This is a genomic window from Burkholderia lata (assembly GCF_902499025.1).
In the GTDB taxonomy this organism is placed as follows: domain Bacteria; phylum Pseudomonadota; class Gammaproteobacteria; order Burkholderiales; family Burkholderiaceae; genus Burkholderia; species Burkholderia lata_C.
In genome coordinates, this window is sequence record NZ_CABVPW010000001.1 from 175,750 (window position 1) to 198,632 (window position 22,883).

A 22,883-nucleotide genomic window follows, 5' to 3' on the forward strand; every position below is an offset into this window, starting at 1 on the left:
AGCGGTCGGCCGGCGAGCCGAAATCCATCCGACCGGCCGGTCGACGGCCGGCGTTGCGCGCCGGCACGCCGATATTTCCATCATTTCGGGTCTGGTCGATAATGGCGCCCAGCATCCGGTCGAACATACCAAGTATTTACGGCGCAACCGGGCCGCGCCGTCACAGACCCATAACGATTCGGGGAAGGTTGCCGGAACAGGCAGCATGTCCTTGACAAGGAAATAACAATGGATTTGCTGCGCTTCCTGCTGCTCCTGCCGATTCGCGTGGCGGGCTTCGTCTGGTGGCTGCTCGGCTGCGCGCTGCGGCCGCTGGTCGGCGACGTGTCGTGGACGGCGCCCGCGTGGATGGGCATCACCGCCGCGGCCGTGCGCCGCCGCCCGTGGCATGCCGGCGGCATCGTGCTGCTCGCGGCCGCGCTCGGCTATGGCGGCTACTGGTTCAAGCATCGCCCGAAGCCGGCCGAGCCCGAGACCGTCAGCTTCACAGTGAAGGCGCCGGCGATCACCACCTACGAGGTGGACGATACCGACAAGCCGAAGATCACCGTGCATCCGCTCGAAGTCGCGTTCGCGCGATCGGCGGCGCCGATCGAACAGGTCGGCAAGCCGGCCGGCGACGGCATCGAGATGACGCCCGCGCTGAAGGGTGCATGGGAGTGGGTCGACGACAAGACGCTGCGCTTCACGCCGGCGGCCGACTGGCCGGTCGGCGCGCACGTCGAGGTGCGTTTCGCGGTGCACCGGGTGTTCGCACCGCAGGTGCTGATGCACGACGACCGCTTCGCGTTCGACCTGCCGGCGTTCGCCGCGACGTTCGGCAACAACGAGTTCTACCAGAACCCCGACAATCCGGCGGAGAAGCAGGCGCTGCTGCAGTTGCGCTTCAACTACCCGGTCGATCCGGCCGAGTTCGAGAAGCGCATCGGCCTCGTGCTGGTCGGCCGCGACGGCAAGAATTCGACGCCGCTGCGCTACACGGTCAACTACGACAAGATGAAGACGAGCGCGTGGGTCTACTCGCAGCCGCTCGAGATTCCGCGCGATCCGCTGGTGGCACGGCTCGACGTCGACAAGGGCGTGAAGAGTTCGCGCGGCGGCAATGGCACGCCGGAGGTACTGCATGCGTCGGTCGACGTGCCGGGGCTCTACAGCCTGTCGATCGCCAACATTGCGCCGACGCTCGTCGACAACGAGCGCTACGAGCCCGAGCAGGTGCTCGTCGCGGAAGCGTCGGACGGCGTGCGCAGCGCCGACCTGGCCGCGCGCGCCAAGGCATGGGTGTTGCCGAAGCGCAAGCCGGGCGTCGATCAGTCGGACGACGATCCGCCTTACGAATGGAACGTGGCCGACATCAGCGATGCGGTGCTGAAGCAGTCGAAGCCGCTGCCGCTCGAAGCTGTGCCGACCGAGAACGATTACGCAACGCTGCAAAGTTTCAAGTATCACGCGACGCCGGGCGATCGCATCGTCGTGCGTTTCGCGGGCGACCTGAAATCGGCGGGCGGCTACCTGCTTGCCGAGCCGGTGACGACCGCGTTCACGGTGCCCGACTATCCGAAGCTGCTGCGCTTCATGGCCGACGGCTCGCTGCTGTCGATGAGCGGCAGCAAGCGGCTGTCGGTCGTGTCGCGCAACCTGCCGGGGATGAAGGTCGAGATCGGCCGCGTGCTGCCCGACCAGCTCCAGCATCTCGTGAGCTTCAACAACGGCACGTACGCGCGGCCCGAGCTGTCGTATTCGTTCAGCGAGGATCACATCGTCGAGCGCTTCGTGCAGACGCGCGCGTTCCCGGCCGGCGACCCCGGCAAGGCGCATTACGAAGGCATCGATCTCGGCCAGTACCTGAAGGGCGGCAAGCGCGGCGTGTTCCTGCTGCACCTGACGAAGTACGATCCGGCCGCCGAGAAGAAGAAAGCCGACGATGCGAAGGACGGCGATGACAGCGATGCATCGTCCGGCGACGGCAGCCAGGATCAGTCCGGCAACGCCGATTCGGGCGACAGCAACGGCAACGGCGACGACAGCGACAACGCGCTCGGCGACACGCGCCTGATCGTCGTGACCGATCTCGGGATGCTGGTCAAGAAGGCGCTGGATGGCAGCCAGGACGTATTCATCCAGTCGATCCGCACGGGCCGCCCGGTGGCGGGCGCAACGGTGTCGGTGCTCGCGGTGAACGGGCAGGCGCTGTTCACGCAGACGACGAGTGCCGACGGCATCGTGCATTTCCCCGCGTTCAAGGGGCTCGACCGCGAGAAGCGGCCGCAGCTGTACGTCGTGAAGAAGGACACCGACCTGTCGTTCCTGCCGGTGGCCGGCCGCGATCGCCAGCTCGACTTCTCGCGTTTCGACGTCGACGGCGAGCGCAATGCGACGGGCCAGGGGCAGCTGTCCGCGTACCTGTTCTCGGATCGCGGGCTGTATCGCCCCGGCGATCCGTTCCACATCGGCCTGATCGTGCGTGCGGCGAGCTGGGCGCGCAGCCCGGCCGGCGTGCCGCTGCAGGCGGAGATCGTCGACCCGCGCGGGATCACCGTCGAGCGCAAGCCGGTGACGGTCGATGCGACGGGCTTCACCGAGCTCGGCTATACGACGGCCGAAACGGCGCCGACCGGCACGTGGACGGTCAACCTGTACATCGTCAAGGACGGCCAGCCCGGTGCGGAGCCGATCGGCAGCACGACGGTGCAGGTGAAGGAGTTCCTGCCCGACCGGATGAAGGTCGACGCGAAGCTGTCGCAGCAGGTCGTCGAAGGGTGGGTGAAGCCGAAGGGGCTGAAGGGCATCGTCGATGCGCAGAACCTGTTCGGCACGCCGGCGGAGAAGCGCCGCGTCGCGGCGACGCTGACGCTGCGCCCGGTGTGGCCGTCGTTCCGCAGCTGGCAGGGCTATCACTTCTTCGATGCACGCCGCGCGAAGGAGGGCTATACGACGACGCTGCAGGACGGCACGACCGACGACAAGGGGCATACGGAGTTCGACCTCGATCTCGACAAGTACGCGGATGCGACCTACCAGCTCTATTTCCAGGCGAAGGCCTATGAAGCGGAAGGCGGGCGCAACGTCGCCGCGAACGCGCAGACGCTGGTGTCGAACAACGACTGGCTCGTCGGCTACAAGTCGGTCGACGATCTCGGCTACGTGAAGCGCGGCAGCCCGCGCACGGTGCGGCTCGTCGCGATCGATCCGAACGCGAAGGCGATCGACGTGAAGGGCCTGCGCGCGCAGCTCGTCGAGGAGCGCTACGTGTCGGTGCTGACCAAGCAGGATTCCGGCGCATACAAATACGATTCGCGGCTGAAGGAAGTGCCGGTCGACGAGAAGCCGCTGACGATTCCGGCGGCCGGGCTCGACTTCACGCTGCGCACCGACAAGCCGGGCAGCTATGCGCTCGTGATCCGCAACGCGGATGGCGCCGCGGTGAACCGGATCGAGTATTCGGTCACGGGCGATGCGAACGTCACGCGGTCGCTCGACCGCAACGCGGAGCTGCAGGTGACGCTTGCGAAGCACGACTACAAGCCGGGCGAGCAGGTCGAGATCGCGATCCGCGCGCCCTACGCGGGCAGCGGCCTGATCACGATCGAGCGCGACAAGGTGTATGCGCACGCATGGTTCCATGCGGACACGACCAGCTCGATCCAGCACATCACGGTGCCGGCCGGCTTCGAAGGCAACGGCTACATCAACGTGCAGTACATTCGCGATCCGTCGTCCGATGAAATCTTCATGAGCCCGCTGAGCTACGGCGTCGTGCCGTTCTCGGTGAACCTCGACGCGCGCCGCAACGCGGTGTCGGTCGATGCGCCGGCGCTCGTGAAGCCCGGCGACACGGTGAATTTCACCGTGCATTCGGCGAAGCCTGCGAAGGTCGTGGTGTTCGCGGTCGACGAGGGCATCCTGCAGGTTGCACGCTACAAGCTCGGCGATCCGCTGAAGTTCTTCTTCCGCAAGCGGATGCTCGAAGTCGGCACGTCGCAGATCCTCGACCTGATCCTGCCGGACTTCGAGAAGCTGATGGCGATGGCCGCGCCCGGCGGCGACGCCGACGACGCGATCGGCCGCCAGCTGAACCCGTTCAAGCGCAAGCGCGACAAGCCGGTCGTGTACTGGTCGGGGATCGTCGACGTGAACGGCGACACGCGCCTGAGCTACACCGTGCCCGACTACTTCAACGGCAAGCTGCGCGTGATGGCCGTGTCGGTGTCGCCGGACCTGGTCGGCACGTTCGAAGGCGCGACGACGGTGCGCGGCGATTTCGTACTGTCGCCGAACGTGCCGACGACGCTCGCGCCGGGTGACGAGGCCGACGTCAGCGTCGGTGTGTCGAACAACCTGACGGGCGTCGGCAACCAGCCGGTGCCGGTCGCGGTCACGCTGAAGACGGGCCCGCAGCTGCAGGTGATCGGGCCGGCCACGCAGAACGTCGCGCTCGCGCCGCAGCACGAGGGCGTCGCGATGTTCCGCGTGAAGGCAACCGACACGCTCGGCTCGGGTTCGCTGACGTTCGGCGCGCGCTACGGCGCGAAGGGCGCGCAGCAGCGCGTCGACGTGTCGGTGCGGCCGGCCGCCGCGTTCCGCACGCAGCTCGACATCGCGCGACTCGATCCCGGCAAGAAGGCGAGCGTGCCGAACCTGCGGTCGATGTACGACGCGTATGCGTCGCGCGACGCGAGCATCTCGACCGCGCCGCTCGTGCTGTCCGAAGGCTTGTCGTCGTATCTCGTCAACTTCGAGCACTACTGCAGCGAGCAGTTGGTGAGCGCGGCCGTGCCGCGCGTGTTCGCGGCGAAGTGGCTGTCGGTGCGCGCACTGACGAGCGCGATGCATGCAACCGACGCCGGCGTCGACGCGACGAATGCGGCGGCGATCACGCAGTTCCTCGGTGTGCTGCGCAGCCGGCAGAACGCGCAGGGCGGCTTTGGCCTGTGGAGCGCGACGCCCGATGCCGATCCGTTCGTGTCCGCGTACGCGATGCACGTGCTGCTCGACGCGCGCGAGCGCGGCATCGCGGTGCCGAAGGACATGCTCGACGCGGGCAACCAGTATCTGCAGAAGCTCGCGGCGAACGATTCGCTCGGCTCGCTCGACCTGCTGCGGCAGCGCGCATACGCGGTGTATCTGCTGACGCGCCAGGGCAACGTGACGACCAACAGCCTCGCGGCCGTGCAGAAGCGGCTGCAGGATGCGTATCCGAACGACTGGAAGAGCGATCTCGCGGCCGCGTGGCTCGCCGCGTCGTACCAGCTGCTGAAGCAGGACAAGGAGGCCGCGGCGCTGATCGCGGGCCCGCAGGCGCTGCTCGAGCGCAAGCGTGCGTCCGACGGCGGTTACGTGACGGGCTACTACCTCGATCCGCTGACGCGCGACGCGAGCGTGCTGTACCTGATCTCGAAGCACTTCCCGGACCGCGTGCGCAAGCTGTCGCCGCGCGCGATGGACAACCTCGCCGCGCCGCTCGTCGACAACCGCTACAACACGCTGTCGTCGGCAATGACGATCCTCGCGCTCGATGCGTATGCGGCGTCGAGCGCAGGCCAGCTCGACCAGCTCGCGATCGACGAAGTGCGCGCGGGCGCTGCGCCGAAGGACGTGTCGTCGATCCAGGCGAACCTCGTGCGCTCGGGCACGTGGTCGGCCGGTGCGTCGCGCGTCGATTTCGTGAACGGCAGCTCGCTGCCCGCGTGGTGGATCACGAGCCAGTCGGGCTACGACCGCGGCACGTCGACGAAGGCGATCAAGAACGGGCTGGAGATCGTGCGCGACTACACCGATACGAGCGGCAAGCCGCTCGACAAGGTCACGGTCGGCCAGGAGATCGACGTGCACCTGAAGATCCGCGCGACGGGCTCGGCAAGCGTCGGCAACGTTGCGATCGTCGACTTGCTGCCGGGCGGCTTCGATCCGGTGATCGCGCCGCCGCCCGTCACCGATACGCAGGATGGCGACAGCAACGGCGATGGCGGCGCGTCGGCGCCGGTGGCCGATGCACCGTGGCGTTCGCCGATCGGCGTGACGGGTTCGACGTGGCAGCCGCAGTTCGCGGACGTGCGCGAGGACCGCGTGGTGATCTACGGCACCGCGACGACCGACGTGCGCGAGTTCGTCTACCGGATCAAGGCGAGCAACGCGGGCCGCTTCATCGCGCCGCCCGCGTACGGCGAGTCGATGTACGACCGCCGCATGCAGGCACAGGCGCCCGGCGGCACGACGCTGACGGTGGAGCGCGTGCGATGACGATGCGGCTGCAACGGCCCTGGCCGCCGCGCCGGGAGCGAGGAGCGCCCGCGCGTGGCTGACGCTTCCGTGCTCCGGCGCGTGCTGCACGGCGCCGGCCGCTGGCTGCATCGGTGGCAGAACTGGATCGTCGGCGCGCTGCTCGTGTTCGGTGCGCTGGTCGCGTGCCGGCTGTGGCCGCATCCGCCGCTGCGCGACTGGAAGCCGTCGTCGGTCGCGGTGGTCGACGCCCAGGGCCGCTTGCTGCGGCTCACGCTCGCGAAGGACGACCGCTACCGGCTGTGGGTGCCGCTCGACCGGATGTCGCCGCAGCTCGTCGAAGCCGTGATGCTGCACGAGGACCGCTGGTTCTGGTGGCATCCCGGCTTCAACCCGTACGGGCTCGCACGCGGCGCATGGATCACGTACGTGCGCGGCGGCAATCCGCAGGGCGGCTCGACACTGACGATGCAGCTTGCGCGCTCGCTGTGGCGGCTGAACACGCGCACGCCGGCCGGCAAGCTCGAGCAGGTTGCGCGCGCGATGCAGCTCGAACTCTTCTATTCGAAGCGGCAGATCCTCGAAGCGTATCTGAACGATGCGCCGTACGGCCGCAACGTCGAAGGCGCGGGTACCGCGAGTGTCGTCTATTTCGACCGCATGCCCGACGCGCTGACGTTGCCGGAGGCGCTCGCGCTCGCGGTGATTCCGCAGGACCCGGCGCGACGCGTGCGAGGCGGGCAGGACGAGATCAACCGCGCGCTGGCTGCGTCGCGCAACCGGCTGTATGCGCGCTGGCTGACGAAGCATCCGGGCGATGCGTCGTTCAAGCCGCTGTTCGCGTTGCCGCTCGCGATGCGGCCATTGTCGGCACTGCCGTTCGACGCGCCGCACGCGGTCGACCAGGCGCTCGCCGCACGCAGCGCGTGGCGCACGACCTCGGGCGCGGCGGTGGACGACAGCGACGCCGACGCGCGGCTCGTGACGACGCTCGATCTCGACCTGCAGCACACGCTCGAACGGCAGATCGCACGCTATGTCGCGCGCAACGATACGCGCGGCGTGCGCAACGCGGCGGCGATCCTCGTCGATACGCGCGACATGGGCGTGAAGGCGCTCGTCGGCTCCGCGAACTTCTTCGACCGCACGATCGACGGGCAGGTGAACGGCACGCTCGCGCGGCGCTCGCCGGGCTCGACGCTCAAGCCGTTCATCTATGCGCTCGGCTTCGACCAGGGCGTGCTGCATCCGCAGACCGTGTTGCGCGATGTGCCGACCGCGTTCGGCCCGTATGCGCCGGAGAATTTCGACGGTCATTTCCTTGGGCCGATTACCGCGACCGATGCGCTGAACCGCAGCCGCAACGTGCCGGCCGTGTGGGTCGCGTCGCAACTCAAGTCGCCCGATCTGTACGGGTTCCTGCAGGAAGCCGGCGTGCGCCGGCTCGCAAGCGCGCAGCACTACGGGCTCGCGCTCGTGCTCGGCGGCGGCGAAGTGACGATGCAGGATCTCGCGGCGCTCTACGCGATGCTCGCGAATCGCGGCGAGTTCCGGCCGCTGCGGCTGCGCGCGGACGAACCGGCGCTGCCCGGCCGGCGTCTGCTCAGTGCGGAGGCGAGCTACATGACGATGGACATGCTGCGCCAGCATCTGCGCCCGGACGAGACGAGCGGCGCGCAGCCATCGAGCGTACCCGTCTACTGGAAGACCGGCACGTCATGGTCGTTCCGCGATGCGTGGACGGCCGGCGTGTTCGGCCCGTATGTGCTGGTCGTGTGGGTCGGCAACTTCGACAACTCGACGAATACGGCGTTCGTCGGCGTCGATGCGGCCGCGCCGCTGTTCTTTCAGGTTGTCGATGCGCTGAATGCCGAGCGCACGCTCGTCGAGCCGCCGCGTGCGATGCCGCCGAAGCTGAAGCGCGTGCGGATCTGCCTCGCGAGCGGCGATTTGCCGAACGAGTGGTGCCCGCAGCAGGGCTGGACGTGGTTCATTCCCGGTACGTCGCCGATCCGCGTGAGCACCGTGCACCGGCCGGTCGTGATCGACGATGCGACGGGGAAGGCCGCGTGCCCGCCGTACGACGGCAAGCGCACGCATACGGAAATTTTCGAATTCTGGCCGTCGGATCTGCAGCAGGTGTTCACACAGGCCGGTATTCCACGCCGGCGTCCGCCGCAGAACGCGGACTGTCGCGACGCCGGGCAGGTCGAGGGCGATCCGCCGCGTATCACGTCACCGCTGCGCGGCAGTACGTATGCAATGCGCGTGAAGAGTACGGAGGAGACGCGCATCGCGTTCAACGCGACGGCCGATGCGAGCGCGCATGCGCTGTACTGGTTCGTCAACGATGCGTTTGTCGGGCGCAGTGTGCCGGGCGATGCGCTGTTCTGGCAGCCGCGGACGGCCGGCAGTTATACGGTGCGGGTGGTCGACGATCACGGGCGCAGCGATCAGCGGCCGCTGGCGGTCGGGTTGGAACAGTAGGCGCCGTATCGGCATCCATATCGCGCGTTCGCGGTCAGCGTGCCGCGACCTGCGCGTTGCCGCGGCGAAGACTCGTGTGAGTGAGCATCAGCAAGTTGATGACGACGACGGCGATCGTTGCGACGATCATCCCGTTCACGCCGCCGTGGGTCACCAATACACCCGCGATGTATGGAAATCCGAACAGGCCCGTAAAGTAGGCGATCGTGAAGACTTGCGAGCTCGCCGATGCGGACAAGCCCTGTTCGCTGGCGAGATTGACCGCCATGCCGTTCAAGGTCGAGTAGCTGAGTCCGTAGCCGATCGCGAAGATGAACGAGCCGGTCACGTACAGGATTTCACTGCCTGGATTCGACACGAAGAGAACCAGTGCCACGAGCGTCATGGCGAACAGCGTGAACGCGAGCTTCCTGACCGGCAATCGGCTGATCGTCTGCGCCAGCGTGAATCGGCAGAAGACGGTCGTCAACGTGAATGTCACGAAAAAGAGATCGGGCGACAGGTGTCGCGACTCCGCATAGATCGCCTGAAAATTCGATAACGCGGAGAAGACGCAGGCGGCGAGTCCGATCATGATGATCGGCAGCCGGGTGACATGGCGCAGTATCTCGGCCACCCGCGCGGCTGTCAGGCCGGTGGCGTCTGCGGGTGGCTGGGGTATGCGTTCTGTCTGTTTTCGGACAATCGAAAATGCGATGGCTGCAATCACGCAGAGACACGCGAGACCTGCGTAGACGATGGCGTACGACCCGAAACGGCTGGCGACGAAATGGCCGATCGGTGACGCGAGACCCAGCCCGACCATCTGACCGCCCGAGAGCAATGTCAGGTACTTGATCCGTGCAGAGGGCCGGAGGTGATGAATGATCTGAAGCGGCGCGAGTATGTAAAAAGCCGACCATCCCATTCCCAGAAGCAGGCCGCCGACGAATGCGATCCTCAGATCGTGCGCTGCCAGGCTGAATGCGAGCATGGAAAGTGCCATGACGGCAGCGGCCGCAACGATCGTCGACATCAAGCCGATTCGTTGTGCTACCCATCCCGCGACGAGGGAGCTGACGATCATGGTCAGGATGCCGGTCGAGATCACGGCGCCTGCCATCGACGAATCCAGGCCGCTCTGACGCAAATGCTCGGAAAGGAGAAAGCTGGCGCCGTAGGCGGCGGCAAGTGCGATGCTTGCGACGAGGAACGGAACGAACGTGGCCGCGGCGAGCGAAGACGGAAGCTGGTCAGCGGAGGTATTCATGGCGTTGGCGTCCAGTTTTTATCGCCGCCGTGGTGCCTCGAGCGGGCCGGATTTCTCTGATCGTCTTATACCCGCATATGGCATGCAGAGGGCCCTTCAGGATTGTCTGATCCTGAGCCTGACGGGCATTGTGTTTTAGGTGGAAGCGGGATGAAATGTACAGTGAAGCCGATTTTCTTCTGCACAGTTCCGGTTGCTGCCGATGAGCTTGGGCTCGGAAACTTGAAGTCGATTGAGATTACGTTGGATGGTTTCGAAACGCGACCCACTACCAGCCTGAATCATTCTGATGTTGCTACCGCTCATATTTCTACCCGCGATGCCGTGCGACGGCCGCATGTATGCCGATCAGGTCGAAGCGCTGAAGGATCTTGCTTCACCGACGGTGAAGATACTGGCGCAACCGACATTCGCCGAGAGTGCCGAGCAGCTTCTGGCATCGACAAGCGATGCGTTCATTCTTGCCGGTACCGCATACGGCGGATGTCTCGCGATGGAAGTGCTCGCGAGAGCGCCGAATCGCGTTCGTGGGCTCTGGCTGATGAACTGTCAGCCGGGCGTTCATCCGGATCCTGGCGCAGTTCGTGCCACCAGCCGGCGCATTCGTACCGGAGAGCACGAGCGGGTCATTGCGGAGTTCGCCGAGCAGGCCATCCCGGCGCACGACGGCACGTCACGGGCTGCGTTCATGCAGATGGCCCGCGATGCCGGCGCGGATTTGTTTGCGCGTCAATCCGATGCCACGCTGACGCGTGCGGATCATTGGTCGACGCTTGCAGCGAGCAAGGTGCCTGCGTTGCTCATCTGGGGTGCCGCGGACCGTTTCGTCCCCGTCGACGTTGGCCGGCGCATCGCCGGCGTGATGCCGAGTGCCCGATTAGAGGCGATCGAAGGATGTGGTCATTTCCCGACTCTGGAGCGGCCGGCGCTATGCACGGCGATCGCGCGCGAGTGGTTGAGGGAGTCGGTGCTGGGTTGAGTCGTGCTTTGGGCGCGGGACATGTGTCCAGTTGCATGGGACAGCAAAAGCCCAGAGCGGACTAGTCGAAAATCGTTGTGCAAAGCGACCATTGGCGTCGTCCTCAATCGCGAGGGACGGACCAGAGTGGATTCCTGACAGATGGATTAAATTGGAATGAACACAATGAACATCGATCGTTCTCGCGTATACGATTCATCGGATGATTTCTTTTCCCTCGACGGAAGCATTGTGATGAAGCTTTCTACCGATGCGGCGATAGCAGTGTGTGAGCGGGCGGTCCAACACGGCTTGGTTGTCGCTCGGATCGAAGGGGGCATATGGCATTTTCCTGGATTCGAAGCGAGGATCGATTGCATTTGGGATGGCACTGATCCTCCTATTGATCTGGACGCTGCGGAACGAAACAACCAAAGGGCAGCCGAGTTCATTCGAGCGGAGAGCCCTTCGCATGATGCTTTCTTGGTGACGTCCCCGCCGATGACAGGGCGGTAACTCAGGCAGCCACGGGCGATCAATCAGTCAGTGGTCTACGTAGGACGGCGCACTTTAAAGGCGATGGATTCAAGTATCCACTGGTCAATGTCCCATTGCATTTTGGCTTCTACTACTCCGCCCGAAGCGCTCGGCGCTGCACCGCTTCGATTGAGCTGAATTCGAGAAACAATCACAAGACCCGTTGTGCCTTTTTCTCGCCTATGAAGCTCGACTTCGTTTCGGGTCATCAGAATCGAGTCGCATAGCTCGCTAGTCGTTCCTTTCACCTCAATCTTCAATGCTTGGCCGTCTCGCCGAGCCAGAATGTCAAATGGCTCAGCCGCCGATTTGTCGTCGCACGTGAAACCCTCAGATTGGAGAAATTGGATTGCCAAGAGCATTGCACGTAGTTCGACAGCCTTTCGCTCGGATGCAGTGAGCCCAATACCTTGTGCACGTGTTCGCTGGCGTAGCGGCCTTACGATTGCCTCGAGATCGCGGGCATCTTGATCACCCGGAGCGACATCTCGTTGATCAAGCTGCGCAAGATATATTGCGGAGAGCCTTTCTGCTGCAGCAAAGAGTAGCCCATCCAAATCGGAGGCATCGATGCTTTCGACGGGTACCCGTCGGGCCAATGCCGTCGCCTTTTCAAATGTCCTAGGAAGTGACGCGCGCGCGCCTAGAGAGATGGTGTCGGTAAACGGCACCAGCGTTTGCCAACGCTGCTCAACAACGGAGCGCGCCCATGACGTTTTTGCAGTGAGCTGCGCATCAGATACGGGGCGGAGATCACCGCCGTTCCAAACCGTACTACCGCAACCTATGGTGAAAAAGCACGCCGAACCATCAGCAGAAAAGTGAATGACGACATAGAACCCCTCACGTGGGGTCGGAGACATTGCCTTCGAGTAGAGTCGGACCCATGGCGCTTCGGTCTTCCTACCGATGCCATCTGAACCCTCCACGGCTAAATCATCGAAAAGCGGATCGAATGCTCGACTCAGCTCGGGAAGTCGACGACGTAGCTCTTGCGCGAGATTGGTGCGAATGAGATTGCCGCGCTCCTGCATTTCGGGTGTATTCGATGATGAATACTTTGGCTGAATCTCGCAAATCCGCTTGATGACCGTTTTCAATTCGAGTCTCTTGGCTCGCTATGGGTAGTGTCCGTTCCGTGGCGATAAGCGATTTCCACCGAAGGCCCCTCTTATTCCTGCATCCGTATTCAGTCCCGGCAGCCCACCCCCATCACCCATCATCCGCCTTCGCCTGCAGCCCCTTCAACCCCTGAATCACGACCAGCAGCGCGCGCCCGTGCTCGTCCGACCCGTCCCACGCGTCGACGATCGCGTCGCGCAGCAGGTCGTTGTACTGGCGGCGCGACGGCCCGGTATCGACACCATAGAAACTGCATAGCTTATTGAATGGCGCGCTGCGGCGCAGCCGATGCCCGTTCGACAGCCTCAGGCGCGATACGGTCGGCTGGCTGACCCCGGAGAGTCGCGCTATTTCGCTGGACGAGCGTGTATCTGCCATCAGGCGGCGCAACAGGTCTTGAACGGGAAAATCTTGGTCCGGGGCTTCCATGCGATGCATTATACCTATACAGTTACGGCTGTTGAATGGGCTTGCTGTCACCAGCGAGGCTGTATCCCGAGAAAGTTGATGACACTGAAACACCTCCCACCCACGTTCTGCTGGACCAAGATCGGTACCGAGTCCGGCGAGGAACTGCCGACCGTCGTGCTCCGCAAGGAATGGGAGCGCCGGCTCGGGGGTGGGCGTTTTCTGTGGGGCATCAACCAGCCGCTCGGCAGCAGCGCGCAAGTCGCCGCGCATCGCACGGGTTCGCTGCTCGCGCTGTTTTCGCCGGTCGCATCGCGCCCGCGCGCAGGCGAGCGGAAAGACATGCTGCTGTGGAATGCATGGGTCGACGCGAGCGGGCAGGTGCGCCCGTTGCCGCCGCACACATTTATCGCGAGCCGCGCGACCTTGCCGTCGGGCCGGCGTCGCGAACAGCACTACGCGCTCGTGTGTGCGTCATCCACCGCGCTGACGGTCGGCACGCAATTGCGCGTGTTTCCCGATCACCTGCGCAGCGTGAGCACCGGCCAGCCGCTCGGCGCCGCACAGGGCGCGGCGGTGGTCGATTGCGTCGGGCGCGCGAAGGAGCAGACGGGCAAGAGCTATCCGCTCGCGCTGTCGGTCGAGCTCGAAGCACCGTATTTCGTGCGGCTCGCGCAGCCTTGCGTGCTGAAGGCGCGCGATCTCGCGGAAGTGAACAAGGCCACGCGTGCGGGCGATTTCGATCGCTTCGTCGAGCTCGTCGCGCGCTTGCGCGGCCGTTCGCCGACGGATGCCGAGCGTGGCGTCACGCGCGATCTGTTCGACGTGCCGCCGATCGAAACGGCGGCCGCGTATGTTGCGCCCACGCATGTGGCGCGATTGCGCAATCGGCCGGCAGCCGAGCATCCGCGCGATCTCACCGGCGACCTGTTCGACCTGTCGCCGGGTGAAGCGGCCGCGTTCGCGGGTCTTGCTCATCCGCGTATCGGGCGCGCGTGACGCATCGCGCGCAGCAGGTCGCGCAAGAATTTGTTGCAATCTCGCCATAGCGGAGCGGCGAGCGCGGAGAGACAATCGGCACGAAGCGCGCTGCGCGGCGGCCGATGCGTCGAGACTCGATGGGTCGTGGTTCACGCCGCCGACATGCGCACCACGCACACTGAGCGTCGGCGTGCTTCACACTGCAACCCTGAGGGAGAAGTGTCGATGTCGACCCACATCTGTTCGCGGGAAGCCCGGGCCGCGCAACGCTTCGTCGAAGCCACGCGCAATGTCGATCAAGCTTTTCGCGCCGTGCGCGGCGAAAGCGACGACGACGTTTCGTCGGCCGAATACGCACGCGCGATGTCGCGCCTCGATCGCGCGCTCGACGAGCTGGCGCGTGCGCAGGAATTCTTCGATCGCGTAGTCAGCGCCGACACAACCGCGCACGACAACTGATCCCGCCGCTTTCACGTATTCGCGCGTCGGGCGACGCGCGTTCATCTTCATGCCGGGCATCGCGCCCGGCATGTCGTTCACTCATCCCGTTGCGACTTCAGACCTTGCGGCCTTCGACCGGATAACCGGGATCGGTATAGCCGTGCGTCGATGCATGCCCGGGCGGCACGAGCGAATCGACGAACCGTTCGTCGTCCGGGCCGAGTTCGAGCGTCAGTGCATCGATGTAGCTGTCCCAGTGCGCTTCGGTGCGCGGCCCCGCGATCGTCGAGCTGACGATGCGGTTCTTCATGACCCATGCGAGTGCAAACGCAACCGACGTCGTGCCGCGCGCGGCTGCATGCGCGGCCACCTGCTGCGCGATATGCAACGATTCGGGCCGCCATTCCGTTTGCTGGATACGCCGGTCGCCGCGGCCCGCGCGCGAATCGGCGGGCGGCTGCGCATCCACAGCATATTTGCCGGTCAGTACGCCGCGCGCGAGCGGGCTGTACGGCACGACACCGATCCCGTAATGCGCGGCGGCCGGAAGTTGTTCGATCTCGGCCGTGCGATCGACGAGGTTGTACAGCGGTTCGCTCGCGACCGGACGATCGATGCCGAGCTGATCCGCGAGCCGCACGATCTCGGCGATGCGCCAGCCCTTGAAATTCGACAGCCCGAAGTAGCGCACCTTGCCTTGCCGGATCAGGTCGGCGATCGCGCGCATGCCTTCGTCGAGCGGCGCATCGGTCAGCGCGCGATGGAAGTAGAGGATGTCGATGTAATCGGTACCGAGCCGCTTCAGGCTCGCGTTGACCGATTCGACGATCCATTTGCGCGACTGGCCCTGCCGGTTCGGCCCGGCGTCCGGCCCGGCCGGATAGCCGAACTTCGTCGCGACGACCCAGCTGTCGCGACGCGGCGCGATCGCGCGGCCGACGACTTCTTCCGAGCGGCCGGCGTGATAGACATCGGCCGTGTCGATGAAGTTGATGCCCTGGTCGAACGCCTTGTCGATGATGCGTGCCGATGTCGCTTCGTCGGTCTCGCCGCCGAACATCATTGCGCCCAGACACAGCGGTGACACCTTGAGCGCACTGCGCCCGAGATAGCGGTAATCCATGGAGGCTCCGTGCGGGCGCATGCCCGCCGGTTGAATGAAGGGTGCCGCGCGCGCTTACACGCCGGCTTCGTCGAACACGCGCTGCGCGATCGTCAGTGCGGAGCTTGCGGTCGGCCAGCCCGAGTAGAACGCGAGGTGCGTGATCGCTTCGACCAGTTCGTCGCGCGTGAGGCCGTTGTCGAGCGCTTTCTTCAGGTGGAACGGCAGTTCGTTGACGCGATACAGCGACACGAGGCTCGCGACCGTGACGAGGCTGCGATCGCGTGGCGACAGGCCGGGGCGCTGCCAGACGTCGCCGAACAGCACGTTGTCGGTGTAGTCGGCGAGGGCGGGGGCGATGGCGCCGAACGCTTTGCGTGCGGCGGAAGTCGGTTCGGACATCGAGGGCTCCGGGGAAGGTGGGGAACACCGACGATGGTAGCCACCGATGCGTCTATCGATAATCCCCGCCAATCCGCATGCACTTATCGACCCGATTCATGAATCGCGGCGCAGGTGCGGCGCACGGTGGGCTCATGCGCGATAGCGCAGCGCATCGACGATCACGGCGAGCGCACGCGACGATTGCCGCCGGCTCGCGTAGTACAGGTGATGGCCGGGGAACGTCGGACACCAGTCGTCGAGCACGCTGTCGAGGCGGCCGGCGGCGACATGCGGCGCCGCGAGTTCGGCGGGCACGTAGGCGAGCCCGTAGCCCGCGAGCGCCGCGTCGAGCGTTTCGTAGGTGCCGTTGAAGGTAACTTGCCCGTCGACGCGCACCTGCAGCACGTCATCGCCGCGCGCGAGCTCCCACGCGTACAGCGCGCCGTGCGTCGGCAGGCGCAGGTTGATGCAGTCGTGCGCGACCAGATCCTGCGGCGACACGGGGCGCGCGCGTTCCGCGAAATACGCGGGCGCGCCGACGATCGCCATCTTCATGTCGGCCGAGATGCGTACGGCGATCATGTCCTTCGCCACCTGGTCGCCGAGCCGCACGCCGACGTCGAAGCGCTCCGCGACGATGTCGGACAGCCCGTAGTCGTTCACGAACTCGACCTTCAGGTCGCGATAGTCGCGCAGGACCGGCGCGAGCTTCGGCCACAGCAGCGTGCGGATCACGAAGTCGGTCGCGTTGATGCGCACGGTGCCCGCGGGCTGGTCGCGCAGTTCCGCGAGCGCCGTCAGCTCGGCCTCGATTTCGTCGAAGCGCGGGGCGAGATTGAGCAGCAGGCGCTCGCCGGCTTCGGTCGGCGCCACGCTGCGGGTCGTGCGCGTGAGCAGCCGCACGCCGAGGCGCGTTTCGAGTGAGCGGATCGTATGGCTGAGCGCGGATTGCGACACGCCGAGCTGCGCGGCCGCACGCGTGAAACTGCGCTCACGCGCGACGGCGATGAAGGCGAGGAGGTCCGCAAAGTTGTCGCGCGGCATGGAAGGTGTCGGGTGGTCGATGCCAGCGCATCGTACCACCGGGCTCACCGGGCGGCGTTGCCACGCGGCGATGCGGCGCGCGTCAGCCCGCGCGTGTCATGCCCGGTGCATGGGGCGCGGGATGGTACGCATAGCCGCCGTGCTGGAACGACGTCGCGAAGAACCGCATCTGGTAGCGGATCGCATTCGCCCAGTAATCCCACGTGTGGCCGCCGGGCCGCTCCGCATAGTCGTGCGGCACGCCGAGCGCGACGAGCCGTTCGTGCAGCGTGCGGTTCGAGCCGACGAACGCGTCGTCGCGGCCGCAATCGATCGTCAGGTCGAGATGCGCGCGCACGAACGCGCTGGCGCTGGCGACGATCACGTTGCGGTTCCAGAACGACGGATGGCGGCCGGGGTCGCCGAACACGTGGTCGATGCCCGGCTCGTCCTCGCAGCAGCGCGGATCGACCGCGCCGCTGATGCTGCCGACCGCGCCGAACGTGTCGGGCCGGTCGAGCGCGATGCGCAGCGCGCCGAAGCCGCCCATGCTGAGCCCGGTGATCGCGCGGGCGTGTTGCGTCGCGATCGTGCGGAAGTGCAAATCGACGTAGGACACGACTTCGTCGCCGATGAACGTCTCGTAGCGGCTGCCCGAGTCGAACGGGCTGTCGATGTACCAGCTCTCGTGTCCGCCGTCGGGCATCACGAGGATCACGTGGTAACGGTCGGCCAGCGCGGCGATGTGCGTGTTCGACGTCCAGTCGGTGTGGTCGCCGCCCGAGCCGTGCAGCAGATAGACGACCGGATAGCGGTCGCCGTCGCGGGTGCCGCGCGCATAGGCGTCGGGCAGCACGACGGTTGCCTTGAGCGTCTCGTTCATCGCGGCGCTGGGAATGGCGACGACCCGCGCGTGGAATGCGAGAGCAGGGCCTGAAATGGCGAGCAGCAGAAGCAGCCAGAAGGCGCGTGCCAGGTACATCGATCCTCGCATGTGTCGACCCCGTCCGGCGCCGGGCGCCGGGAAACCCTGTTCGGGCGACTCTAGCAACCGCGCCTTTCAACCATATTTCGGCGAATCCTACGGGTTGTCAGGCGGGCGGCGCGGACGCGATGCGCTCGAGCGCCGCGCAAAACGCATCGGGCCGCTCGGCCGGGATCAGGTGCCCGCAGCGCTCGATCGTGTCGAAGCCGGCGCAGTGCGCGAGCGCCCAGTCGGGCACGTGCCAGCCCGCGCGCGAGCGTTCGCCGGCCATCAGCCAGACCGGGTGACGCTCGAATACCTGGGCGAGCTGCTGCAGATAGCCGGGTTCGCCTGTCGTCGCGACCACCGAGCGACCCATCGCGCGCAGCGTCGATGCGGGCTGATGCGCGAGCCAGCGGCGGGCGTCGTCGAGCAGGCCCGGCGACGGTGCATCGATCGCGCCGCGCAGCCAGCCTTGCGGATCGGCACGCAGGCCGTCGAGCATCGCGTCGGCTTCCGCGGACGTCATGCGGCCGACCGACGCCGACCAGAACGCATCGTCGAGCGTGAAGTTGCCTTCGACGTTGACGATCCGCCGCACGCGTTCGGGATGCGCGTGCGCGAACAGCATCGCGATCGCGCCGCCGACCGAGTGGCCGACGACATCGACCGGCTGCGCGCCGAAGTGCGTATCGACGGTGTGGCGGACGTGCTCGACCTGCGCGGCGAGCGTGATCGCGTCGACCGGCGCCGCGCGGTGCGTGCCGTAGCCGAGCAGGTCGGGGGCGAGGTGCGGGCCGTTCCACCCGCGCGCGTCGAGGGTGCCGATGAAACCGTGAATGAAGACGACGGGCGTGGGCTGGGTCATGGGGCGGGTGCGGAAGGAAGGGGCGGCAACTCGAGTTCGGCGAGCAGTTCGTCGAGTTCGAGCACGTGCGTGCGGTCGTGGTCGAGCAGCTCGCGCACGAGTTCGTCGAGCGACATGCGGCGGATGCCGTCGCGCAGCCCGCAGCGTGCGAGTTGCACGGAATCGAGCGCGGCCGCGGTGGCGCACAGTGCGGCGCGGCCCGTGCGGAATGCCGTGACGGCAGCGTCGAGCGGCTGCGCGAGATAGTCGCGTTGCGCGGCGAGCACGGTACCGTCGACGGATGCGATCACCGGCAGGTCGAGCGTGCGCACGGTGTCGATGCGTTGGGCGAATATCGCGTCGAGATCGCGCAGGTGGCACGCATGCTCGACGAGCGAGAAGCCCGTGCCGTCGGGGCGGCGTGTCCACAGTGCGGCCGGCACGTGCGCCGCATACGCGGCGAGCCGGTCGGGCAGGCGGGCCAGCGCGGCGACGACGTCGGCGAACGGCAGCAACTGCGGATACGCGCTGAACACCGCGCCGTAGCTGAACAGCGTGCCGCCGAGCCGCCCGCGCGCCTGCACGACGTCGTGGCCGTGCCGGCGCATGACTTCCGCGACCATCGCGCCGCAGAACTGGCGGGCCGTCGTGTCGGTTTCGATTTCGGGGAATTTGTGTGCGATCTCGTGCTGGATCGCGCCGATCGCGGCGACGCCCACGCGCGACAGCGCCGCGAATTCGGCGTAGCGCGCGGGTTGCGCGATCAGCGCTTCGAGCTGGGTGCCGAGCGCGGTGATGCGGAAACGGTCGAAACGGGAATGCATGACAGGAAAGCCCCACCGAGTAACGTATCAAAACGATACGTTACTCGGTGGGGCTGCGTCAACGAGCAGATCGGGGTGAAGCGCTGGGTCACTCCTTGCCGGCGCCCTTGGCGGCCTGCTCGATCAGCTTCGCGACTTCGGCCGGATGCGAGATGTAGGCCACGTGGCTCGACTTGAGCTCGATCGTCTTGCTGCCGGCGCGCTGCGTCATGAAACGTTCGAGTTCCGGGTTGATCGCGCGGTCGGCCGTGGCGACCACGGCCCAGCTCGGCTTGGTGCGCCATGCGGCGTGCGTGATCGGCACGCCGAACGACTGGGCGGCCGGCGTGACTTGCGAGATCGCCATGAACTTCGCTTCGGCCGCCGGCACGTCGGCCGCGAAATCCGCGTGGAACGACGCCGGGTCGAAATACAGGTAGCCGTCCTGCGTGGCCTTGATCGCCTGGGTGGCGGGCGGCGTCTTCTTGGTCAGGTCGAGCGGGCTTTCGCCGGTGTCGGGCTGGAACGCGGCCACGTAGACGAGGCCCGTGACCTTGTCGTCGTTGCCGGCTTCGGTGATCACCGCGCCGCCGTAGCTGTGGCCGACGAGGATGCTCGGGCCGTCCTGCGCGTCGACGACGCGCCGGGTTGCCTTCACGTCGTCGTCGAACGACGTTTCCGGTTGCTGAACGACGGAAACCTTGTAGCCGTCACGCGTCAGGATGTTCGAGACGGCTTGCCAGCCCGAGCCGTCGGCGAAGTAGCCGTGAACCAGCACGACGTTCTTGACGGGGGCGGCGACGGCGGCGTGCGAGCCGAATGCAGCGGCGGAAACGGCGAGGGCGGCAGCGATGCGGCGAAGTTGGGACGAGCGCTTCATTTTCATTCTCCAGAAGAAAGGCAGGTTGGGAACCGTCGGGTATCGACAGTCGTTTTGTTCCGTCGATGTAGCCATCCTACTAGTAGGTAGTTTCAACTTCAAGGAGAAAGTACAGCTAGAAAACAGTATCTCGCGGCAGTAAACTATTCAAGTTTTCATCCGACTAGATGGTAGGCAGATATGACGATCACTGGGGACAGTACCGCGGGCCGCATTCTCGAGGCCGGGCGGCAACTGATCATGCGGCGCGGCTACAGCGGGTTCAGCTATGCCGATATCGCCGACGCGATCGACATCCGGAAGGCGAGCATCCACCACCATTTCCCGACGAAGGCGGATCTGGCGGTTGCCGTGCTGCAGCAGTCGCAGGCGAATTTCGATGCCGATATGTCGCTGCTCGACGCGAGCGGCGCTGACGCGCTGGTGCAGATGCGCGCGTACGTCGGCTACTGGGAACGCTGTATCGCGGACGACAGCGCGCCGTTCTGCGTCGCCGGCATGCTGGGCGCGGAACTGCCGGCGCTGCCCGACGAAGTCGCGCGGGCGGTGAAGGCGCATTTCGACGACGTCGCCGCGTGGCTGGTGCGTGTGCTCGAGGCAGGGGTGAAAGACGGCGTCGTGCAGCCGGGCGTGTCGGTGCAGACCGAGGCCGCGACGTTCGTGTCGCTGGTCTACGGCGCGATGCTTGCCGCGCGGGCGTACGGCAATGCCGGGATGTTCAGGGACGTGACCGGCGGCGCGGTCGAGCGGCTCGCGATGCCGCGCAAACGCGCGTGAGCCGCGTCCGCGTCCGCGGGCAGGAGCGGCGCCTGGCGGTCATGCGAATCCGTCCGGCGCCGTTCCGGCTTACGCGTGCTTCCCGGCCTCGGCTTGCGCGCTCAGCCGCGCTTTCTGCTCCTGCAACGCGTCCGTGAAGGCCGGGCTGAAATCTTCCGCCTCGAACAGCGGGCGGATCTCGATGTCGGAGTCGCCGGGCATCGGGTTCGGGCAGCGCTTCACCCATTCGACCGCTTCTTCCATCGATTTCACCTGCCACAGCCAGAAGCCAGCGACGAGTTCCTTCGTTTCGACGAACGGGCCGTCGATGACGGTGCGGTTCTTGCCCGCAAAGTGCACGCGCTTGCCGCGCATGCTCGGGTGCAGCCCGTCGGCGGCGAGCAGGATGCCGGCTTTCGCGAGTTCTTCGTTGAACCGGCCCATCGCGGCGATCATTTCGGGGTCGGGCATCCGGCCGGATTCGGAATCGGCGGTGGCTTTGACGATGACGAGGACGCGCATGGTTGACTCTCCTTGAGTGGGATTGGGGGGCGCCGCCGGCCGTGCCGACGGCAAAAAAGATCGGTTACGACAACACGACGCGCGACGGCGACGCGAATCGACATCGGGCACGACGAATTTTCGATGACGTGTGCACCGGCGGGCCTTGCCGCGGAACCCGTCGCCAAAACTGGTATGCTGATCCTCACCACGTTCACGCGGAGGGTGCCATGGCTGCTAAAGAAATCTCGAAGAAGAAGTACCTGAAAATCCTGAACAAGCGCCTGCGCGCCGAGCCGGCGGCTCCGGCTGGTGCATCGTTTGTCTTTTTCCCGCTGGGTGCGAAGGCGAAGAACGCGACGGGTGTCGTGTCCGGCGACACGCGCAGCAAGCGCGAACTGGCGGTGATGGCCGCGGTTCAGCGCAAGGCGGCCGAAGAGTTCGTCGTCGCCGGCGCCTGACCGGAACCTGCTGCACTGCCGTTGGATTGCCGCCTCCGCCACTTACGCGGCGGCGGCCTCGCAATGCGCAATCGCGCCGGCGAGCACGCGCGGGATGTCGTGCGTGATGGCCGGGCCGTGCATCGGCAGGATGACGTCGAGATCGAGCGCCTGGATCCGGCGCAGCGCATTCGCCAGGTGGGCGAGCGACGGCAGGTAGTCCGAGCGGCGGATCGAATCGACGATCGCCGGCAGCGGATCGTCGGCGGCTTCGTCGCCGAAGCGCATCAGGATGTCCGACGACAGCAGCGCCTTGTACGCCGGCAGATACACGACCAGCGCATCCCATTGATGGACATGCTTCGTGAAGATCGGCACGAGCTCGACGCCGGAAATCGTCGTCGGCTCGCCGTCCTTCAGCGGCTTCGCGCGTACACCGAAGATATCGGCCAGCCCGTGCGTGCAGATCGGATGCGCATACGCGACGAGCGCCGGATTGGCCGCGAGGAACTCGGGCAGTGCGCCCATCTCGTCGACTTCGAAATGCGGGACGATCACGCTGCTCACCATCGACGGCGTGATGCCGACGGTCGCGAGGCTCGCGGTCAGTTGCGGAAAGTTGGAACGCGTGCCCGTTTCGATGCAGACGACGTCGCCGTTCGGCGAGCGGACGAAGAACTGGCTGAAGCCGAGCTTCAGCTTGTCGATATAGGTCGTTGCGCGAAACAGGCCGCTGCGGATTTCTTCGATACGGGCGTGGTCCATCGATGCGATCCTTGCG

Annotated in this window: 20 protein-coding genes; 8 read left to right on the forward strand and 12 right to left on the reverse strand. The window is 65.9% G+C overall.

Annotated features, from left to right (window positions below; all coding sequences use genetic code 11):
- Positions 1-228 precede the first annotated feature (228 nt).
- Both BDI24065_RS00735 and pbpC read left to right on the forward strand, forming a co-directional pair.
- Positions 229-6,240 carry an MG2 domain-containing protein gene (locus BDI24065_RS00735; protein ID WP_175029560.1) on the forward strand — a complete coding sequence of 2,004 codons (6,012 nt, stop codon included), beginning with the start codon at positions 229-231 and terminating at the stop codon, positions 6,238-6,240.
- Between the two features lie 54 nt (positions 6,241-6,294).
- Positions 6,295-8,706: a penicillin-binding protein 1C gene (pbpC, locus tag BDI24065_RS00740; RefSeq protein ID WP_175029561.1), complete on the forward strand. Its 2,412-nt coding sequence runs from the start codon at positions 6,295-6,297 to the stop codon at positions 8,704-8,706.
- A gap of 34 nt (positions 8,707-8,740) precedes the next feature.
- Here the strand turns inward: pbpC and BDI24065_RS00745 are convergent, their stop codons facing one another.
- Positions 8,741-9,955 carry an MFS transporter gene (locus tag BDI24065_RS00745; protein ID WP_175029562.1) on the reverse strand — a complete coding sequence of 405 codons (1,215 nt, stop codon included), beginning with the start codon at positions 9,953-9,955 and terminating at the stop codon, positions 8,741-8,743.
- Between the two features lie 289 nt (positions 9,956-10,244).
- Here BDI24065_RS00745 and BDI24065_RS00750 point away from each other — a divergent pair, with 289 nt between their 5' ends.
- Positions 10,245-10,934 carry an alpha/beta fold hydrolase gene (locus BDI24065_RS00750; protein ID WP_175029563.1) on the forward strand — a complete coding sequence of 230 codons (690 nt, stop codon included), beginning with the start codon at positions 10,245-10,247 and terminating at the stop codon, positions 10,932-10,934.
- Positions 10,935-11,168: 234 nt separating this feature from the next.
- Complete coding sequence (locus tag BDI24065_RS00755) at positions 11,169-11,429, forward strand: colicin immunity protein (protein ID WP_254609646.1); 261 nt, start codon at positions 11,169-11,171, stop codon at positions 11,427-11,429.
- A 35-nt stretch (positions 11,430-11,464) separates the two neighbouring features.
- Here the strand turns inward: BDI24065_RS00755 and BDI24065_RS00760 are convergent, their stop codons facing one another.
- Together BDI24065_RS00760 and BDI24065_RS00765 are read right to left on the reverse strand one after the other, a co-directional pair.
- Positions 11,465-12,550, reverse strand: a complete 1,086-nt coding sequence (locus BDI24065_RS00760; RefSeq protein WP_175029565.1) for an MrcB family domain-containing protein — start codon at positions 12,548-12,550, stop codon at positions 11,465-11,467.
- Positions 12,551-12,662: 112 nt separating this feature from the next.
- On the reverse strand, positions 12,663-13,001 hold the full coding sequence (locus tag BDI24065_RS00765) for a helix-turn-helix domain-containing protein (protein ID WP_011354126.1): 339 nt from the start codon (positions 12,999-13,001) through the stop codon (positions 12,663-12,665).
- Between the two features lie 78 nt (positions 13,002-13,079).
- Between BDI24065_RS00765 and BDI24065_RS00770 the strand changes: the two genes are divergently transcribed.
- Positions 13,080-13,979 carry a hypothetical protein gene (locus BDI24065_RS00770; protein WP_175029566.1) on the forward strand — a complete coding sequence of 300 codons (900 nt, stop codon included), beginning with the start codon at positions 13,080-13,082 and terminating at the stop codon, positions 13,977-13,979.
- A gap of 207 nt (positions 13,980-14,186) precedes the next feature.
- Positions 14,187-14,420 (forward strand): hypothetical protein, encoded by a 234-nt coding sequence (locus BDI24065_RS40920; protein ID WP_254609639.1) that lies wholly within the window; start codon positions 14,187-14,189, stop codon positions 14,418-14,420.
- 97 nt (positions 14,421-14,517) lie between these two features.
- Here the strand turns inward: BDI24065_RS40920 and BDI24065_RS00780 are convergent, their stop codons facing one another.
- From BDI24065_RS00780 to BDI24065_RS00810, 7 genes are all read right to left on the reverse strand, one after another.
- Positions 14,518-15,525 carry an aldo/keto reductase gene (locus BDI24065_RS00780; protein WP_175029568.1) on the reverse strand — a complete coding sequence of 336 codons (1,008 nt, stop codon included), beginning with the start codon at positions 15,523-15,525 and terminating at the stop codon, positions 14,518-14,520.
- A 54-nt stretch (positions 15,526-15,579) separates the two neighbouring features.
- Positions 15,580-15,906: a carboxymuconolactone decarboxylase family protein gene (locus BDI24065_RS00785; protein WP_039369463.1), complete on the reverse strand. Its 327-nt coding sequence runs from the start codon at positions 15,904-15,906 to the stop codon at positions 15,580-15,582.
- Positions 15,907-16,038: 132 nt separating this feature from the next.
- The gene (locus tag BDI24065_RS00790) at positions 16,039-16,932 is read right to left on the reverse strand and encodes a LysR family transcriptional regulator (protein ID WP_175012513.1); all 894 of its coding nucleotides are present in this window, start codon (positions 16,930-16,932) and stop codon (positions 16,039-16,041) included.
- Between the two features lie 82 nt (positions 16,933-17,014).
- The gene (locus tag BDI24065_RS00795; RefSeq protein WP_175029709.1) at positions 17,015-17,893 is read right to left on the reverse strand and encodes an alpha/beta hydrolase; all 879 of its coding nucleotides are present in this window, start codon (positions 17,891-17,893) and stop codon (positions 17,015-17,017) included.
- A gap of 109 nt (positions 17,894-18,002) precedes the next feature.
- Positions 18,003-18,743, reverse strand: coding sequence for an alpha/beta fold hydrolase (locus BDI24065_RS00800; RefSeq protein WP_175029569.1), 741 nt, complete (start codon positions 18,741-18,743; stop codon positions 18,003-18,005).
- Complete coding sequence (locus tag BDI24065_RS00805; protein WP_175029570.1) at positions 18,740-19,546, reverse strand: DinB family protein; 807 nt, start codon at positions 19,544-19,546, stop codon at positions 18,740-18,742. Before BDI24065_RS00805 ends, BDI24065_RS00800 begins: the two co-directional genes overlap by 4 nt.
- An 88-nt stretch (positions 19,547-19,634) precedes the next feature.
- Complete coding sequence (locus tag BDI24065_RS00810; RefSeq protein ID WP_175029571.1) at positions 19,635-20,405, reverse strand: alpha/beta hydrolase; 771 nt, start codon at positions 20,403-20,405, stop codon at positions 19,635-19,637.
- A gap of 180 nt (positions 20,406-20,585) precedes the next feature.
- On the opposite strand from BDI24065_RS00810, the gene BDI24065_RS00815 reads away from it, so the two are divergent.
- Positions 20,586-21,182, forward strand: coding sequence for a TetR/AcrR family transcriptional regulator (locus tag BDI24065_RS00815; protein ID WP_175029572.1), 597 nt, complete (start codon positions 20,586-20,588; stop codon positions 21,180-21,182).
- A gap of 69 nt (positions 21,183-21,251) precedes the next feature.
- On the opposite strand, the gene BDI24065_RS00820 is transcribed toward BDI24065_RS00815, so the two are convergent.
- Positions 21,252-21,683: a YciI family protein gene (locus BDI24065_RS00820; RefSeq protein WP_175029573.1), complete on the reverse strand. Its 432-nt coding sequence runs from the start codon at positions 21,681-21,683 to the stop codon at positions 21,252-21,254.
- A 209-nt stretch (positions 21,684-21,892) separates the two neighbouring features.
- Here BDI24065_RS00820 and BDI24065_RS00825 point away from each other — a divergent pair, with 209 nt between their 5' ends.
- Complete coding sequence (locus BDI24065_RS00825; RefSeq protein ID WP_175029710.1) at positions 21,893-22,123, forward strand: hypothetical protein; 231 nt, start codon at positions 21,893-21,895, stop codon at positions 22,121-22,123.
- Between the two features lie 42 nt (positions 22,124-22,165).
- On the opposite strand, the gene BDI24065_RS00830 is transcribed toward BDI24065_RS00825, so the two are convergent.
- Positions 22,166-22,867 (reverse strand): MBL fold metallo-hydrolase, encoded by a 702-nt coding sequence (locus BDI24065_RS00830; protein ID WP_175029574.1) that lies wholly within the window; start codon positions 22,865-22,867, stop codon positions 22,166-22,168.
- Positions 22,868-22,883: the final 16 nt, after the last annotated feature.